Consider the following 16,059-nt stretch of genomic DNA (forward strand, 5'->3'; position numbering starts at 1 on the left):
TCGTAAAAGTTTAAACGGCCGCCCGAAGTACTGGGCGGCGAACTACAGATTTAAAGTTTACAAGCGCCGCCTTCACAGCCACCCATGTCATCGTGCTGATCTTTAGCACCGTCACGAGTGTTGTGGTAGTAAAGTGTCTTAACACCGTACTTGTAGGCAGTTAGAAGATCTTTCAACAACTGCTTCATTGGTACCTTCTCACCAGGGAACTTAGCCGGGTCATAGTTGGTGTTTGCAGAGATTGATTGGTCTACGAATTTCTGCATGATGCCGACCAACTGTAGGTAGCCTTCGTTGTCTGGGATTGACCACAAGAGTTCGTAGTTATCTTTCAGCTCTAAGTACTCAGGTACGATCTGTTTCATCACACCATCTTTACTCGACTTAACCGAAACATAACCACGTGGTGGTTCAATGCCGTTGGTTGAGTTAGTTATCTGCGAAGAGGTCTCACAGGGCATCAACGCCGTAAGGGTGCTGTTACGCAGACCAAATTCACGGATATCTTCGCGAAGTGTCTCCCAGAAGTAGTTCAATGGCTCTTCGCAGAAGGTATCAACTTCACGCTTGTAGGTGTCGATTGGCAGAATACCCTGAGCGTAGGTGGTCTCGTTGAATTTCGGACAGGCACCCAGCTCTTTTGCCAAGTTGTTTGATGCCTTCAACAGGAAGTACTGAATCGCTTCAAAGGTACGGTGTACTAGGCCATTAGCACTGCCATCGGAGTAACGAACAGAGTTCTTCGCTAGGTAGTAAGCCATGTTGGTGACACCGACACCCAGAGTACGACGACCCATGGTTGCAGTGTATGCAGCTGGAACAGGGTAATCCTGGTAGTCCAACAGACTGTCTAGTGCACGAACAATCAACTCTGATAGCTCTTCTAGCTCATCTAAGTTCTCTAGTGCGCCAAGGTTGAACGCTGACAGTGTACAGAGAGCAATTTCACCGTCCGGATCATTCACCTCTTTCAAAGGCTTAGTTGGCAGCGCAATCTCAAGGCAGAGGTTGGACTGCTTAACCGGAGCCACAGTAGGATCGAACGGACTGTGCGTATTACAGTGGTCCACGTTCTGAATGTAGATACGGCCAGTCGATGCACGCTCGGATGCAAGAATACCAAACAACTCAACCGCTTTGATCGTCTGTTTGCGGATATTTGGATCCTGTTCGTACTGCTCGTAGAGACGCTCAAACTCATCTTGGTCAGCAAAGAACGCATCGTACAAACCAGGTACTTCGTGTGGGCTGAACAAGGTGATATTGCCGCCTTTGATCAAACGCTGGTACATCATTCGGTTGATCTGGACACCGTAATCTAGGTGACGGACACGATTCTCTTCGACACCACGGTTGTTCTTAAGAACCAACAGTGACTCCACTTCCAAGTGCCAGATTGGGTAGAACAGAGTCGCTGCACCTCCACGCACACCGCCTTGAGAACAGCTCTTAACCGCTGTTTGGAAGTGTTTGTAGAAAGGAATACATCCAGTGTGGAAAGCTTCACCCTGACGGATTGGGCTACCTAGGGCACGGATGCTACCGGCATTGATACCGATACCCGCACGCTGTGATACGTATTTAACGATCGAAGAGGCTGTCGCGTTGATTGAATCCAGACTGTCACCCGTTTCAATCAATACACAAGAGCTGAACTGACGGGTCGGTGTACGAACGCCCGCCATAATCGGCGTCGGTAGCGACAGTTTAAACAGAGAACAGGCATCGTAGAAACGTTTTACATAGCCCAAACGCGTCTCTTGTGGGTATTTAGAGAAGAGACAAGCGGCTACCAACATGTAGAGCTGCTGTGGGCTCTCGTAAATCTTACCCGTAACACGGTTTTGTAGAAGGTATTTACCCTCTAGCTGCTTAACTGCCGCGTAGCTGAAGTTCATGTCGCGATCATGAGCAAGGTAGTCATTCAGCTCATTGAATTCCGCTTCAGTGTAGTCTTCTAAAAGGTGCTTATCGTAACGACCGTCATTCACCATGGCTTGGACATGGGCAAATAGGTGGGGTGGTTCAAATTCACCGAAAGCTTTCTTGCGTAAGTGGAAGATCGCAAGGCGCGCAGCAAGGTATTGGTAATCAGGTGCCTCTTCTGAAATAAGATCGGCAGCCGCTTTGATTAGGGTCTCATGGATGTCTGATGTTGAGATACCCTCAAAGAATTGCATGTTGGCACTCAGCTCTACTTGAGAGACAGACACAGTCTTTAGACCGGTTGCAGCCCAAGTCACAACTTTGTGGATCTTCTCTAGATCCAGTGACTCTTGGCTACCATCGCGTTTTGTGACCTTTAAACCCTGTTGCATAACGACATTCCACTTCTTAGTCGGTGTTATTATTCGTGCTGCCTGAGGGTGCTGATCGCTACTTCACACAACACTATATCTTGTGGTTGTCTATCCAACATAAATCACTATATATAGTTATTCGACAAACAACAGACACTAAATATAGTGATCTAGACGAACTTTGCAATAGCAAATATGCGTCAAAAATTTCTTGACTTATTGGGCAAGGGGCGAAGATTCAGCTGTGGTGCGGGCTAGAAGAAAATAGATAATTTCGTCACATTTATATGACATTTTTATGTAAAGAAATGGGTTGTTATATAAGCGGTGATTAGCGGGTTTGAATTGGCACTCTTAGCGTGAAAGTTGTGCCCTTATTTGGTGCGGAATCAACCAAAAGCTCACCGTGATGATGGCTAATAATGCCATAGGAGATGGATAGACCCAGCCCCGTACCTTTACCAATATCCTTTGTTGTGTAGAAGGGTTCAAAAATACGTTGCTGTATCTCTTTGGTCATCCCTTTACCGTTATCGGCTATCGATATCTCAACCCAGCCTTGGTTCTCTTTGGACGTGATCTCTAAGGTTGGTTCACGCTGACCCTCAAGCGCTTGTGCTGCATTAACAAGAATATTTAAAAGGACCTGATTGATCTCACCGGGGTTACAGAGCACTGGAGGAATCTCTTCAAGAGAGAGGTTGACCCGCGTGTTGGCACTGATCTGGTTGTTAATCAATTTAAGGGTACTTCGAATTCCCTCATTAAGATCGGCTTCTGTTCTAACCTGAGCATCCATTCGAGCAAAGCTTCTTAAGTTGCGAACGATCTCCTTCACCCTCTGGACACCGTCATTGGTATCAGAAACCAACTCATCTAATTCATCGGTGAAATATTCAAGATCTTCCTCTTCAAGGAACTTGAACACACGCTCAGCAAACGCAGGTCGTTCAGATTCATCTACCGCTAGAGATTCGATCAATAGAGGATAGAGTTTAGCGATGGCGTCACTGTGCTGACCCAAGGTGTCTACATTAGAGTGAACAAACGACAGCGGGTTGTTAATCTCGTGTGCCACGCCAGAGACAAGCGTACCAAGCGTAGCCAACTTTTCAGATCGAATCAGTGCATCTTGCTGCGCTTTTAACTGAACCAAAGAGGCTTCGAGCTCCTGGTTTTTTAGAAACAGTTCACGCGAACGAGTCTCCAGCACATCTTCTGCTGCAAGACGCGCTTTACGTTCTCGTTCATACGCTTGTTTGTACAGCTCTAACTCTTCAGACATTCACTTTACTTATGCTGAGTTCGCAGTGGTCAGACTCTCTGTGCATACAGATATCGTGCTCAATATTGATAGGGGTTTGATAGTAAGTGGCCGCCCCCTGGATTAACCCCTCTGCCAAAATACAGAGTTTTCGCGGCGAACGATAGTTCATTACCAGTCGATTGTTGTCACCATTGGCGCAATCAATTGTCGGAAGGTTAGCCTCTGTGTAGAGTTTTTGTACCTCTAAGTGAATCACAGGCTCGATACTTTTCAAGAAACCAAAAAGATCGCCCTCAGCTTCAACAAACATAGGGTAACGTTCCGCCAGCTTAGCAAACATGAAATCACCAAAACTGCGAATCACATCCTTTAGGGGAATATCGAGCGCCTGTTGGACTTCATGAACAATCTTAAAGAGTTCGGCATCTTCATAGGTATCCACTGAAATATAGCTACCCTCAACGCCGGCCCTATTAAGAAGCTGTTGCCAGAGAACAACACCGCCCTTTTCCACTACCATATCCTCAAGGATATTAAACACTACACCTTTCATTAATGATTTCTCTTTAAGCCCTATATGACAATTAGGTAATTAATGTGTTCAGTGTAGAACAGTTTTGAAAAGTTGCTAGGTAATCTCAGATTTATCTTAAGACCAGATAAAACATTGAGCGGCCACGCTGAAGTTGAATCAATAACTGATTGGCACTGCCAGAGAGTTCACGCTGGAGATCCTCTAGGGTTCGAACCGAACGTCGATTGATAGAGACAACAAGATCACCAGCGACCAACCCTGCCCGAGCGGCCCGACTTCCCTCTTCAACACCTTTGACCTGAACCCCTCTGCCACTGATCACTGGCTCAAAGACGGCACCGGACAGTAACGGATGAAGAGCCCCCTGTTCTGGATCAGATTTAGGTTGTTGATAGGCGACGATCAGCTTGGCGGATCGCGGCTCAGCATTGCGCAGTAGCTCCAGCTTTAGTTGATCCCCTTCGGCTGCAAATGCTACGGCGTTAAGAATGGTAGCCGCTGAGATCAGCGCTCTACCATCCAGTGCGGTAATGATGTCGCCGACTTGAAGACCGGCACGATCAGCAGGAGAGCCCATAATCACCTCTGAAACGATCACACCGTTTTGCTGATTATCAAGCCCAAACGCCTGACGTAAATCAGCGGTTAGCGGTTGCACCGAAAGCCCTGCCCAGCCACGTGTCACGCGACCCTCTTCAATCAATTGATCAGCAACACGTCGTGCCATATTACTGGGGATTGCAAAGCCTATTCCGACATTTCCTCCGCTTGGCGCAATAATGGCAGTATTAACACCCACCAGGTCTCCACTCAAATCGACTAGAGCACCACCGGAGTTGCCGGGGTTGATAGAGGCGTCGGTCTGAATGAAGTTTTCATAACCCTCAATACCCAAACCTGAACGCCCTAACGCACTGACAACACCCGTTGTGATGGTCTGCCCAAGCCCAAAGGGGTTACCGATCGCCACAACAAAATCACCGACTCTGAGTGACGAGGAGTCGCGGATCGATAATTCACTCAATCCCGTGGCATCGATATCCAATACCGCAATGTCCACTTCAGGGTCGGCCCCAATCAAACGGGCTTTAAAACTGCGCCCATCGGTAAGACCAATCTGTACCTCGTCAGCCCCTTTAATGACGTGATAGTTGGTAATGATCGTACCCTGCTCGGCATCGACAATCACACCAGAACCGGCACTGCTCTGACTGCGGCGCTGTTGCGGAAAGGCATCTCTGGGAATGTTGAAAAAGCGTTGAAAAAAGGGATCGTTCAACAGTGGGTTGATGATTTGTCGGGTCGAGAAGGTCGAGATGTTGACGACTGCTGGATTCACCCTCTCCAACATAGGGGCAATAGAGGGCAAAGATTGCCCCTGCGAGTCACTGACCGGCAGGCCAGCCTGACTCACTGAGCTTATCAATAGAGAAAAAAACCAAATAACCGCAATCCGCATAACAGACACCTTTAATCGATATAGTTAATTAATAGGAGCAGATCGTTGTTAATTCAAGCTGAAGGTGACGGATTAAAGGGGTCAGACCCCGTTTTAGCTCACTGTTGGAGCGGTCTTGAAAAGGCCGCGATCGGAAGAAAAATCGCCTCATCTTCGATAAGGCTCCAACCGTTTAAAACCGGTCGATACCAGAAGCGATTCGTAAAGCTTTCACACGCGCTGGTTTGGCAGCACCTGCAATACCTAGCATCAGATTGCGTACCAATTTGAGGGGCTTTTTCTGATTACTGAACAGGCGATAGAAGAGATCCATCGATTGCATCATCAATAGATTAGCTTTGCGGCGTTTCTGTTCGTAGCGTTTAAGTACATCAACTGAGCTGATCGACTCATTTCGAGACAGCGCATCATGAATTACCTCTGAAAAAGCAACGACATCCTGAAAACCTAAATTAACCCCCTGACCAGCTAATGGATTGATCTGATGTGCAGCATCACCCAATAGAGCGACGCCCTCTTCTACATAACGCTGGGCATGCAGACGGCGCAGCGGGAAGCTAGCTCTTGCTTGAATCGATTTGATGCCACCCAATCGATCAGGAAAATTGGCTTCGATGGTCGTTTTAAGTTGATCAAACTCCATCGACATCAACTGCTGTACCCGCTCAGGCGCGTCGTACCAAACCAAGGATGCATTTGATCCTGGCAGAGGCAGTAGCGCTCTTGGGCCTGACGGGTGGAACTGCTGCCAAGTGATATCTTGTTGAGGCAATAGCGTCTCAACGTTAATGACCATGGCCATCTGCTCGTAGTCCCACTGATGCGCACCTAATGCAGCAGCATCACGCACCATTGACTGTCCACCATCAGCGGCTATCACCAGAGGAGTCATTAACGACTTACCCGAATCGAGTTCAATGATGGTCGATGCCGCCGAGTAGTCGATCCGCTCAACTCCGTCAGTGATTAAACTGATATTACTCTGGCCACTCAATTGATCTAATAACGCCCGTTGAACCAGACGGTTCTCAACTATGTAGCCCAGCTCGGGCATCGAGATCTCTTGGGCAGAGAACTCTGTTGCTAAGTTACGTGCTGCTTGACCTGCTAGACCTGGCGCATCTTCGTCCATCTCCCAGACACGCATGCGTTGATAGGGACAAGCTCGCCAAGAGAGAATGGGCTGCCAAGCACCTAATTGATCCAACAGATCGATAGAGGCAGGACTTAAAGCAGAGACGCGCAAGTCCATAGGTTGATCAGCGCTGAAGGCCTCAGGCAGAGAGCGCTCTAGTAGAGCGATATTAAGTTGGGTATCGGCTAGAGACAGAGCCACCGCAGCACCGACCATGCCGCCGCCAACGATGACTAGATCAAATCTACCTTCCATCTCTAACCTACCCGATTCGATTAGGCGCTGAGCACCTCAGTACCACCCATGTAAGGTTTCAGTACTTCAGGAACAACTACGGAGCCATCGGCTTGTTGGTAGTTCTCAAGCACAGCGACCAGTGTACGACCGACAGCCAAACCCGAACCGTTGAGTGTGTGAAGCAGTTCTGGTTTACCTGTCTCAGGATTTCTCCAACGAGCTTGCATACGACGCGCTTGGTAGTCGGTCATATTTGAGACAGATGAGATCTCACGATACTTAGCCTGACCCGGTAACCAAACCTCGATGTCATAGGTCTTAGCGGCAGAGAAACCTAGATCACCGCCACACAGATTTACCACACGATATGGCAGGTTCAGTGCTTGCAGAATACCCTCGGCATGCCCACACATTTCTTCTAATGCGTTCCACGAAGTATCTGGCTTAACCATTTGAACCATTTCAACTTTTTCGAACTGGTGTTGGCGAATCATACCGCGTGTATCACGACCTGCTGAACCCGCTTCAGAACGGAAACATGGACTGTGACAGGCGTAAGCCATCGGCAGTGTTTCAGCGTCGACAATCTCATCACGAACTAGGTTAGTCACCGGCACTTCGGCGGTTGGAATCAGGTAGTAGTGACGTTCACCGAACGGCACTTTAAATAGATCTTCCTCAAACTTAGGCAGTTGACCGGTACCTTGCAGAGACTCACTGTTGACCATGAAAGGAACATTGATCTCGGTGTATCCGTTCTTCTCAATATGAGTGTCCAGCATAAACTGCGCCAGCGCTCGGTGCAGACGTGCTAGAGGCCCTTTGATCACCGCAAAACGAGAGCCCGTTAACTTAGCAGCTACTTCAAAATCCAGACCGCCTAAGCCCTCACCTAGAGAGACATGATCTTGAACATCAAAATCGAATGAACCAGGCTCACCCCATACACGCACTTCAACGTTATCATCTTCGCTCTCACCCGCCGGTACAGAGTCATCGGGCAGGTTCGGTGTGCTCAGCAGGATATCATCCAACTTAGCTTGTACTTCGTTTAGTTTCTCTTTGGATTGATCAAGCTTAGCGCCTAGCTCGCCGACTTCAGCCAACAGTGGTGCGATATCTTGCCCCTGTGCTTTTGCTTGGCCGATCGACTTGGAACGGGTGTTACGCTCCTGCTGAAGGTTCTCTGTCTCAACTTGAATCTGTTTACGCTCCTGCTCTAGGGCATTAAATGCCGCTAAAGGGAACTCGTAACCTTTCTTTTTAAGCTGTTCAGCAATAGCCTCTGCGTTCTCACGAACCTGGCGTGGATCTAACATCGATCAAATATCCTTACAAAATTTATAGCAGTCGAGTAAACCAAATGGCAGCAGAAAGTGCTGCGACTGATAATACGACGGACAATAGTACATAAAAGATGGCTGCCGTTACATGACCTTCGTTAATCAAGGTAACAGTTTCCAGCGAAAATGTAGAAAAAGTGGTGAAAGCCCCCAAAAAACCGGTCATTAACAGCGGGCGCATCTCAGGTGGCAACTTAGCTCGCTCCATCACCAAAACAAACAGCACCCCCATTAACAACGAACCAACAACGTTAGCCGTTAGGGTACCTACCGGTAACTTTTGATCAGCACTGTTGAGCCAACCACTCAACCAATAACGAGCCATCGCCCCCAGAGCACCCCCTAAAGCAACACTTAATAGATGGACCATCAACTACTCTCCTTAGGGTAACGCTTAGTCGGACTGGCTTGATCAGCCGCTTGTAAGCGGCGCATCTTCTCACTCAGTTTAATCTCTAAACCACGCTCTTCAGGATGATAGTAGGAGCGATCTGCTATCTCCTGTGGCAGGTAGGATTCACCAGCTGCATAGGCGTTGGGTTCATTGTGAGCGTAGCGATACCCTTCACCAAATCCCTGCTCTTTCATTAATCGGGTCGGCGCGTTACGCAAGTGCTCTGGAACCTCGTAACTTGGATCTTTAGCCACATCAGCCAAGCACTGATTAAACGCCTGATAGACAGCATTACTCTTTGGCGCCAACGCACAGTAAATAGCGGCCTGAGCAATGGCTCGCTCACCCTCGGCAGGGCCGACACGCTCAAAGGCATCCCAAGCACTCAACACCACCTGCATCGCCCTGGGATCTGCATTACCGATATCCTCTGAGGCGATGGCGACTAAGCGGCGCGCAATGTAGAGAGGATCGCAACCCGCATCCAACATACGACAGTACCAGTAGAGCGCACCATCTGAACTGGAGCCCCTCACCGACTTGTGAAAGGCTGAAATCTGGTCATAAAAGAGATCACCGCCCTTATCATAGCGGCGCACCCCTGCAGCAAGCACTTCGGAAAGTGCTGCGACCGAAACGTACTCTTTACCTTCGACTGTTTCAGAGAGATCCGCAGCGATTTCAAGCAGGTTTAACGCTCGACGCGCATCACCATCAGCCGCCTGAGCCAGTGCCGCTAAAGCACCCTCCTCAAAGGTCAGATCACGATCCCCCAACCCTCTAGGGCTATTGAGGGTCTGTTCTAGTAACGATTCTAAAGTCTCTGCCGTTAACGCTTTTAACGGATAGACGCGGGCGCGCGACAGCAAGGCATTATTCAATTCAAACGAGGGATTTTCGGTTGTGGCGCCAATAAAGATCAGCGTCCCCTCCTCAACATAGGGGAGGAAAGCATCCTGCTGAGATTTATTGAAACGATGAACCTCATCAACAAAGAGGATCGACTGACGACCACTCTGTTGGCGCAACATCTTGGCCCGTTCAACCGCTGCACGGACCTCTTTGACGCCATCCATAACAGCTGAGATAGAGATAAACTCAGCGTCTACATAGTGCGCTATCAGTCTGGCTAGTGTCGTTTTGCCAACGCCAGGTGGACCCCACAGAATCAGCGAGTGGATTGACCCCTGTTCGAGTTGGCGACGCAACGCCTTGCCTTCAGAAAAGAGGTGCTCTTGCCCTCGATACTCTTCTAGGGACCTTGGGCGCATACGAGACGCTAACGGTTCATAAGCCGTTACTGGAGCGTCTTCGAATAGATCGCTCATCCGTTTTGATCCATCAGGATCACATCAACCGATGCGGGGGGCACAAAACGAAACATCGTCTGATCAAAAGCAGCCGGAAAACTCTGTTCACTCAACATAATGAGGGAACGCTGACCTAGCCCATCTTGTATCAACAGTTCGGCAAGTAGATCACCACTAAAGAGTAGGCGCAGGGATTGGAACTCCGCACTCCCTTCCTCTTTTGGCGTTAACTCGAACAGACTGTTTCCGGCGCCGGCCTCAATCTGCTGAACATTAAAATAGCGATTCAACTGTTCAACATCACCACCCAATACGCGAGCCGGGGTCATCACTTCGCCCTCGCCCAATGGGCGTTGAGTCGCCTGTTCTAAATCCGGATCATAGACCCACAACCATTGGCCATCACTGATGATGGTTTGTGGAAAGGGGCTCTCTGTCTCCCAACGAAAACGATCAACCCCTTCAATCCACAAGCGGCCAGAAGCATTTTCAGACTTTAAATTATCATCACCTAGGGTGTACTGCTGAAACGCAGCAGAGAGCCTATCGTGGGACTGAAGCAGTGCTGATAACTGATCAGCCGTTTCGGCCCAGGCCATCATCGGCAGCGACAATAGAAGGAGCAGTGCGGTTTTAGTGAATCTCAACATCTCGTTAATCCCTTGGACCTGCCGGTGCCATAACCTCTCGCTGACCGTTCGATCCTGGTGGCGAGACAACACCGGCCGCCTCCATCGTTTCGATCATTCTAGCTGCACGGTTGTAACCAATTTTTAGCTTGCGCTGTACGGACGATATAGACGCTTTACGAGTTTCTAAGACAAACGCGACCGCCTCGTCATAGAGTGGGTCGGCTTCATCATCAAATAGGCCACCGCCACCGCCAGCTGCAGCGCCACCCTCTGCCTCACCGTTTAGGATAGCATCGATAAAATCAGGTTCACCCAGAGCCTTCCAAGCTTCAACCACACGGTGTACCTCATCATCACTTACAAACGCACCGTGAACACGATTTGGCACACTGGTACCGGCAGGCAGGTAGAGCATATCGCCGTTACCCAACAGGTTCTCAGCACCCGACTGATCGAGAATGGTTCTAGAGTCAATTTTAGAGGAGACCTGAAAACCTATGCGAGTCGGGACGTTGGCTTTAATCAAGCCGGTAATAACATCAACCGATGGACGCTGGGTTGCAAGAATCAAGTGAATACCAGCAGCACGGGCTTTTTGTGCAATACGTGCAATCAACTCTTCCACTTTTTTACCGACAATCATCATCATGTCGGCGAACTCATCGATCACCACCACAATGTAAGGGAGTGTCTGCAGTTCCGGCGCAGGGTCTGTCGGTGAAAGCCCCTGCTCCATCGGATTCCATAGCGGATCCCTCAAAGGCTGACCGGCAGCGGCCGCTTCACGAACCTTATCATTGAACCCGGCTATGTTTCGCACACCCACTTTCGCCATTAGACGGTAACGATCTTCCATCTCTGCCACACACCAACGTAGACCACCGGCCGCCTCTTTCATATCGGTAATCACCGGTGTTAACAGATGTGGAATGCCATCATAGATAGAGAGTTCAAGCATCTTAGGATCGACCAGCATTAAACGCAGCTCTTCGGGTGTCGCCTTATAGAGCAGACTCAGAAGCATAGCGTTTACGCCGACCGACTTACCGGAACCGGTTGTACCTGCTACGAGCAAGTGAGGCATTTTGGCAAGGTTGGCTACAACAGGATTGCCGGCGATGTCATTACCCAGCGCCAGCGTCAATTTAGAGGCTGCACCCAGATAGGGTTTAGAGTTAAGCACCTCAGAGAGACGCACCATCTGACGAGAGTGATTAGGTATCTCAATACCCATCACCGACTTACCGGGAATCACTTCAACGACACGCACGGCACTGACGGCCATTGAACGTGCCAAATCTTTGGCCAGATTTGAAATTTTGCTGGCTTTAACACCAGGAGCTGGTTGAATCTCAAAGCGAGTGATCACTGGCCCGGGATTGACCTCAACCACTTCAGCGACGACACCAAAGTCATTCAACTTCTGCTCAAGAAGACGAGAGAGATGCTCCAGCTCCTCTTCCGTATAGCCCTGATCGGTCTGTATCTCTGGTGGATCGAGCAGATCAAGACTCGGAATTTTCACCTTAGGCTTCACAGCGGCTTTGGGTTTCACCGGCTCAGCATCATCATCGCTATCTAAGGGTTTATGAGTCTCAGAGAGGGGCACGATTTTCGGTGTTCGCTTCTCAGCATCCTCGCGGTTAGCATCGTCAAAAACCGATTTCGACGCAGGCTTATCCTCCGCACCGTCTGACTTAGCCTCAGAACCCACAGTCAGATCATCCATGGTCTTGATCTCAAGCGGTTTAGAACGCGAAGAGTCAAACGAAGGCTCTCCGAAATCGACCACCGGAAGTGACTCCATGCTACCCGGCTCAACTTCAAAATCAGGCTCTACCCGTTGCATCGCTGCTCTTTTTGCAACACGAACTTCCATAGGGCGCTCAGAGACTGTCGCTTTTTGAGTCTCCTCTTCGCTCTTCGCAAAAAGACTCTGCCAGAGCGTCTCTAACCCACCACCGATAGAATCCAATACCTGACGCCAGCTTGAGTCAACATAGAGTGTTAGGCCGATTAACAGAGCAATCCACAATACGACGGTGGCACCGGCTACATTCAACCAACGAACCGCAAAATCACCCAGCGCTTGACCGGAAATCCCACCAGCGGAGAAAGGCAACCCAAGATCCGCATTGCTAATGTGAATTGAGGCTAGACAAGAGGCCGAAAGAACAAATAACAGCGCACCTAGGGTTCGCATTACCACAAAGGGCAACATATCTAGGGTGCCAATGTAGCGACGACGCAACCAACGGTAGGCAGGGACAACCAAAATAAAGGGAATAACAAACGCAACTACCCCAAACCAAGAGACCGAGTAGTCTGCAATCCATGCACCGAACCAGCCGGCCCAGTTGCTAATTTCTGATTGATACCCTTGATGTGACCAACCCGAATCACGCGTGTCGTAACTGATCAAACTCAGCATAAACAGCAGGTTTAAACCGATCAGTAACACCAGCAAGGTTTCGCGAACCACACGGTTCAACTGGGTGGTTAGCGTCAATGTTGACAGCGATTGATTACTACTCAAAAAAATACCCTTAATTCAATCAACTTTATGCTGTGGGAAAATACCATAAAGTGGTAGGTTAGGTCTTGTGATTGAAAAAAAGGGATTCACCCCCATAAACCCTTTAGACCCATTTTTATGACATCTTATTTGGAAACATTTCTATGAGTGACGTTAAACACCACAGTCTTATCATTCTTGGTTCTGGCCCTGCCGGATACACTGCTGCTGTCTACGCAGCTCGCGCCAACCTAAATCCGGTTGTTATCACGGGTATGCAAGCGGGCGGTCAGCTAACCACAACCACCGATGTCGACAACTGGCCAGGTGATGCTGAGGGTGTTCAAGGTCCTGAATTGATGCAGCGCATGCAAGCGCACGCCGAACGCTTCAACACCGAAATCATCTACGACCACATCAATAAAGCTGAATTGACGGAGCGTCCATTCCGTCTAACCGGTGATACTGGCGTCTACACTTGTGATGCTCTGATCATTGCAACCGGCGCCTCCGCTCAATACCTCGGTTTGGACTCTGAAGAGGCGTTTAAAGGCAAAGGGGTAAGCGCCTGTGCAACCTGTGACGGTTTCTTCTACCGCAATCAAAAGGTAGTGGTTGTGGGTGGTGGTAACACGGCCGTGGAAGAGGCACTCTATCTCTCGAACATTGCGAAAGAGGTGGTCCTTGTTCACCGTCGCGATACCTTGCGCTCTGAAAAGATCCTGCAAGATAAGATTTTTGAACGTGCCGAGAATGGCAACATCACTCTGATGTGGAACAATCAACTCGATGAAGTGCTGGGCGACGATATGGGTGTAACCGGAATTCGCGTGAAAAGTACCGAAACTGGTGAGACTCAAGAGATTGACGCTCAAGGTGTCTTCATTGCAATCGGCCACAAACCCAACACTGAACTCTTTGACGGCCAGCTGGATATGCAACATGGCTACCTTAAAATCAAAACAGGTCTTGAAGGTAACGCCACTCAAACCAGTATTGAAGGGGTATTCGCAGCCGGTGACGTCGCTGACCACTCATACCGTCAAGCGATCACCTCAGCTGGTTTTGGCTGTATGGCAGCCCTAGATGCAGAACGCTACCTTGACGATCTAGCTAAGTAATCTAATGATCCCCTGGCTCACTCCGGGAGAGCCCTATTTCCCAGACACCCGCCTCGCACTCGATGACCCAAACGGGTTGTTGGCTGCCGGCGGGGAGCTGAATGCAGCCTGGTTAGCTGCCGCCTACCCACAGGGGATATTCCCTTGGTTTAGCGAAGACGACCCGATTCTATGGTGGTCACCCTCCCCCCGCTGCGTGCTCTACCCAACACAATTCCATGAATCAAAATCGCTTAAAAAACGCCTCAGAAAAGAGCAATTCGCTGTCAGAATCGACTCTCAGTTCGAAGAGATTATTAGGCAGTGTGCTGCGCCCAGAGGTGAAGATGGCACCTGGATAAGCGAGCAGATTATTTCCGCCTACACCGAGCTACATCATCAAGGGATCGCCCACTCTGTAGAGGTCTACCAAGATGATCAACTTGTCGGTGGTTTATACGGCATTGCGATCGGGCGACTCTTTTTTGGCGAGTCGATGTTTTCGCGTGTACCAGACGCGTCTAAAGTGGCCACTAAAATTCTTTGTGCAGAATTAGAAAAAGCGAACTATGCTGTAATTGATTGCCAGATCTACAATCCACATCTGGCCTCACTGGGTGCAGTTGAGATCGAACGGACCGAGTTTGAGCAGCTGTTAACACATTGCAAAAGGACGCCTAGCCATAATCCTTGGGCAAAGCGAAATTGGTATCCCGATGTCGAATCTGCAAACGCTTAAGTTTTTTGTCACGCCTGATCATGACTGCAGCTATATAGAGCGAGCGACAGCCAAAACTCTGTTCGTTGACCCACAAGCCCCCCTGGATAAACCGACCTACTCGCAACTGACTCAATATGGCTTCCGACGCAGTGGCACCCACGTTTACCGCCCCCATTGCGATGGCTGTGCTGCCTGTATCTCAGCGCGCATTCCGGTCGATCGTTTTAAACGCTCAAAATCTCAACGTCGCATTTGGAATAAAAACCAAGACATCTTAGTTGAGACGATCGAACCTCGTTTCGATGAAGAGATTTACGATCTCTACGCCCGTTACATCAACGCACGCCATGATGACGGTGATATGTACCCTCCCTCACAAGATCAGTTCATCAGCTTTTTAGTGGAGAGCAACCAAAGCACGCAGTTTCACCTGTACCGTGATAGTGAGGGTGAACTGCTCGCAGTCGCTGTGACTGATCAGCTCGTTGATGGTCTATCAGCGGTCTACAGCTTTTTTAGTCCTGATCATGATCAACGCAGTCTTGGCGTGTTTGCTGTTCTCTGGCAGGTGGATTACCTGAAACAGATTAACCTTCCCTACAACTACTTAGGTTACTGGGTGAAAAACTGTAAAAAGATGGCCTACAAAACACAGTATCAACCCATTGAGATCTTGCTGGATGATGTTTGGGTTGATGCCACGGACGATATGATCAAGTGATTGTCTAGCCGACCAGAGTCTACGACCTAAACTATTTCACTTTTTTAGCAATTTAGTGCAGAATACGCGACCTTCAGGTCAAGTAACGCACAAAAGCGATCAATTCCACGCTAAGCGATACTTGGTAAAGAATTCCAAAGGTAGGTATTAATGGCTAAAGAAGACGCTTTTGAAATGGAAGGAACGGTAATCGATACCCTTCCCAACACGATGTTCCGTGTAGAACTAGAGAATGGTCACGTAGTAATCGCGCACATCTCTGGCAAAATGCGTAAAAACTACATCCGTATCCTTACGGGTGACAAGGTTAAAGTTGAATTGACTCCTTACGATTTGAACAAGGGTCGTATCACTTACCGCGCTCGTTAATCGAGACCTACAAAAAAATGG

Annotated in this window: 14 protein-coding genes; 4 read left to right on the forward strand and 10 right to left on the reverse strand. The window is 49.1% G+C overall.

Features of this window, described 5'->3' with window-relative positions; translation table 11 throughout:
* Positions 1-50: 50 nt before the first annotated feature.
* The 10 genes from nrdA to XMD579_RS06160 all read right to left on the reverse strand — a co-directional run bounded on the left by nrdA (position 51) and on the right by XMD579_RS06160 (position 13,148).
* Positions 51-2,318, reverse strand: a complete 2,268-nt coding sequence (nrdA, locus tag XMD579_RS06115; RefSeq protein ID WP_173481027.1) for a class 1a ribonucleoside-diphosphate reductase subunit alpha — start codon at positions 2,316-2,318, stop codon at positions 51-53.
* Between the two features lie 313 nt (positions 2,319-2,631).
* Positions 2,632-3,585: a sensor histidine kinase gene (locus XMD579_RS06120; protein WP_173506076.1), complete on the reverse strand. Its 954-nt coding sequence runs from the start codon at positions 3,583-3,585 to the stop codon at positions 2,632-2,634.
* Positions 3,578-4,120: a heme NO-binding domain-containing protein gene (locus tag XMD579_RS06125; RefSeq protein ID WP_173506077.1), complete on the reverse strand. Its 543-nt coding sequence runs from the start codon at positions 4,118-4,120 to the stop codon at positions 3,578-3,580. Before XMD579_RS06125 ends, XMD579_RS06120 begins: the two co-directional genes overlap by 8 nt.
* A gap of 91 nt (positions 4,121-4,211) precedes the next feature.
* Complete coding sequence (locus XMD579_RS06130; protein WP_371815194.1) at positions 4,212-5,516, reverse strand: Do family serine endopeptidase; 1,305 nt, start codon at positions 5,514-5,516, stop codon at positions 4,212-4,214.
* A gap of 217 nt (positions 5,517-5,733) precedes the next feature.
* Positions 5,734-6,951 carry an FAD-dependent monooxygenase gene (locus XMD579_RS06135; RefSeq protein ID WP_173506079.1) on the reverse strand — a complete coding sequence of 406 codons (1,218 nt, stop codon included), beginning with the start codon at positions 6,949-6,951 and terminating at the stop codon, positions 5,734-5,736.
* 20 nt (positions 6,952-6,971) lie between these two features.
* The gene (gene serS, locus XMD579_RS06140; RefSeq protein WP_173481032.1) at positions 6,972-8,252 is read right to left on the reverse strand and encodes a serine--tRNA ligase; all 1,281 of its coding nucleotides are present in this window, start codon (positions 8,250-8,252) and stop codon (positions 6,972-6,974) included.
* A 22-nt stretch (positions 8,253-8,274) separates the two neighbouring features.
* Positions 8,275-8,646 (reverse strand): fluoride efflux transporter CrcB, encoded by a 372-nt coding sequence (crcB, locus tag XMD579_RS06145; protein WP_173481033.1) that lies wholly within the window; start codon positions 8,644-8,646, stop codon positions 8,275-8,277.
* Positions 8,646-9,998: a replication-associated recombination protein A gene (locus XMD579_RS06150; protein ID WP_173506080.1), complete on the reverse strand. Its 1,353-nt coding sequence runs from the start codon at positions 9,996-9,998 to the stop codon at positions 8,646-8,648. Before XMD579_RS06150 ends, crcB begins: the two co-directional genes overlap by 1 nt.
* Complete coding sequence (gene lolA, locus XMD579_RS06155) at positions 9,995-10,630, reverse strand: outer membrane lipoprotein chaperone LolA (protein WP_173506081.1); 636 nt, start codon at positions 10,628-10,630, stop codon at positions 9,995-9,997. The genes XMD579_RS06150 and lolA overlap by 4 nt, the downstream gene beginning before the upstream one ends.
* Before the next feature lie 4 nt (positions 10,631-10,634).
* Positions 10,635-13,148: a DNA translocase FtsK gene (locus XMD579_RS06160; RefSeq protein WP_173506082.1), complete on the reverse strand. Its 2,514-nt coding sequence runs from the start codon at positions 13,146-13,148 to the stop codon at positions 10,635-10,637.
* Between the two features lie 143 nt (positions 13,149-13,291).
* Between XMD579_RS06160 and trxB the strand changes: the two genes are divergently transcribed.
* The 4 genes from trxB to infA all read left to right on the forward strand — a co-directional run bounded on the left by trxB (position 13,292) and on the right by infA (position 16,038).
* Positions 13,292-14,248: a thioredoxin-disulfide reductase gene (trxB, locus tag XMD579_RS06165; protein WP_173481037.1), complete on the forward strand. Its 957-nt coding sequence runs from the start codon at positions 13,292-13,294 to the stop codon at positions 14,246-14,248.
* Between the two features lie 4 nt (positions 14,249-14,252).
* Positions 14,253-14,966, forward strand: a complete 714-nt coding sequence (gene aat / locus XMD579_RS06170) for a leucyl/phenylalanyl-tRNA--protein transferase (RefSeq protein WP_173481038.1) — start codon at positions 14,253-14,255, stop codon at positions 14,964-14,966.
* Positions 14,944-15,669 carry an arginyltransferase gene (locus XMD579_RS06175; protein WP_173481039.1) on the forward strand — a complete coding sequence of 242 codons (726 nt, stop codon included), beginning with the start codon at positions 14,944-14,946 and terminating at the stop codon, positions 15,667-15,669. The genes aat and XMD579_RS06175 overlap by 23 nt, the downstream gene beginning before the upstream one ends.
* 150 nt (positions 15,670-15,819) lie before the next feature.
* Positions 15,820-16,038 (forward strand): translation initiation factor IF-1, encoded by a 219-nt coding sequence (gene infA, locus XMD579_RS06180; RefSeq protein ID WP_169450742.1) that lies wholly within the window; start codon positions 15,820-15,822, stop codon positions 16,036-16,038.
* Positions 16,039-16,059 lie beyond the last annotated feature (21 nt).

The sequence above is a fragment of the Marinobacterium sp. xm-d-579 genome (genome assembly GCF_013282935.1).
Lineage (GTDB): Bacteria > Pseudomonadota > Gammaproteobacteria > Pseudomonadales > Balneatricaceae > Marinobacterium_E.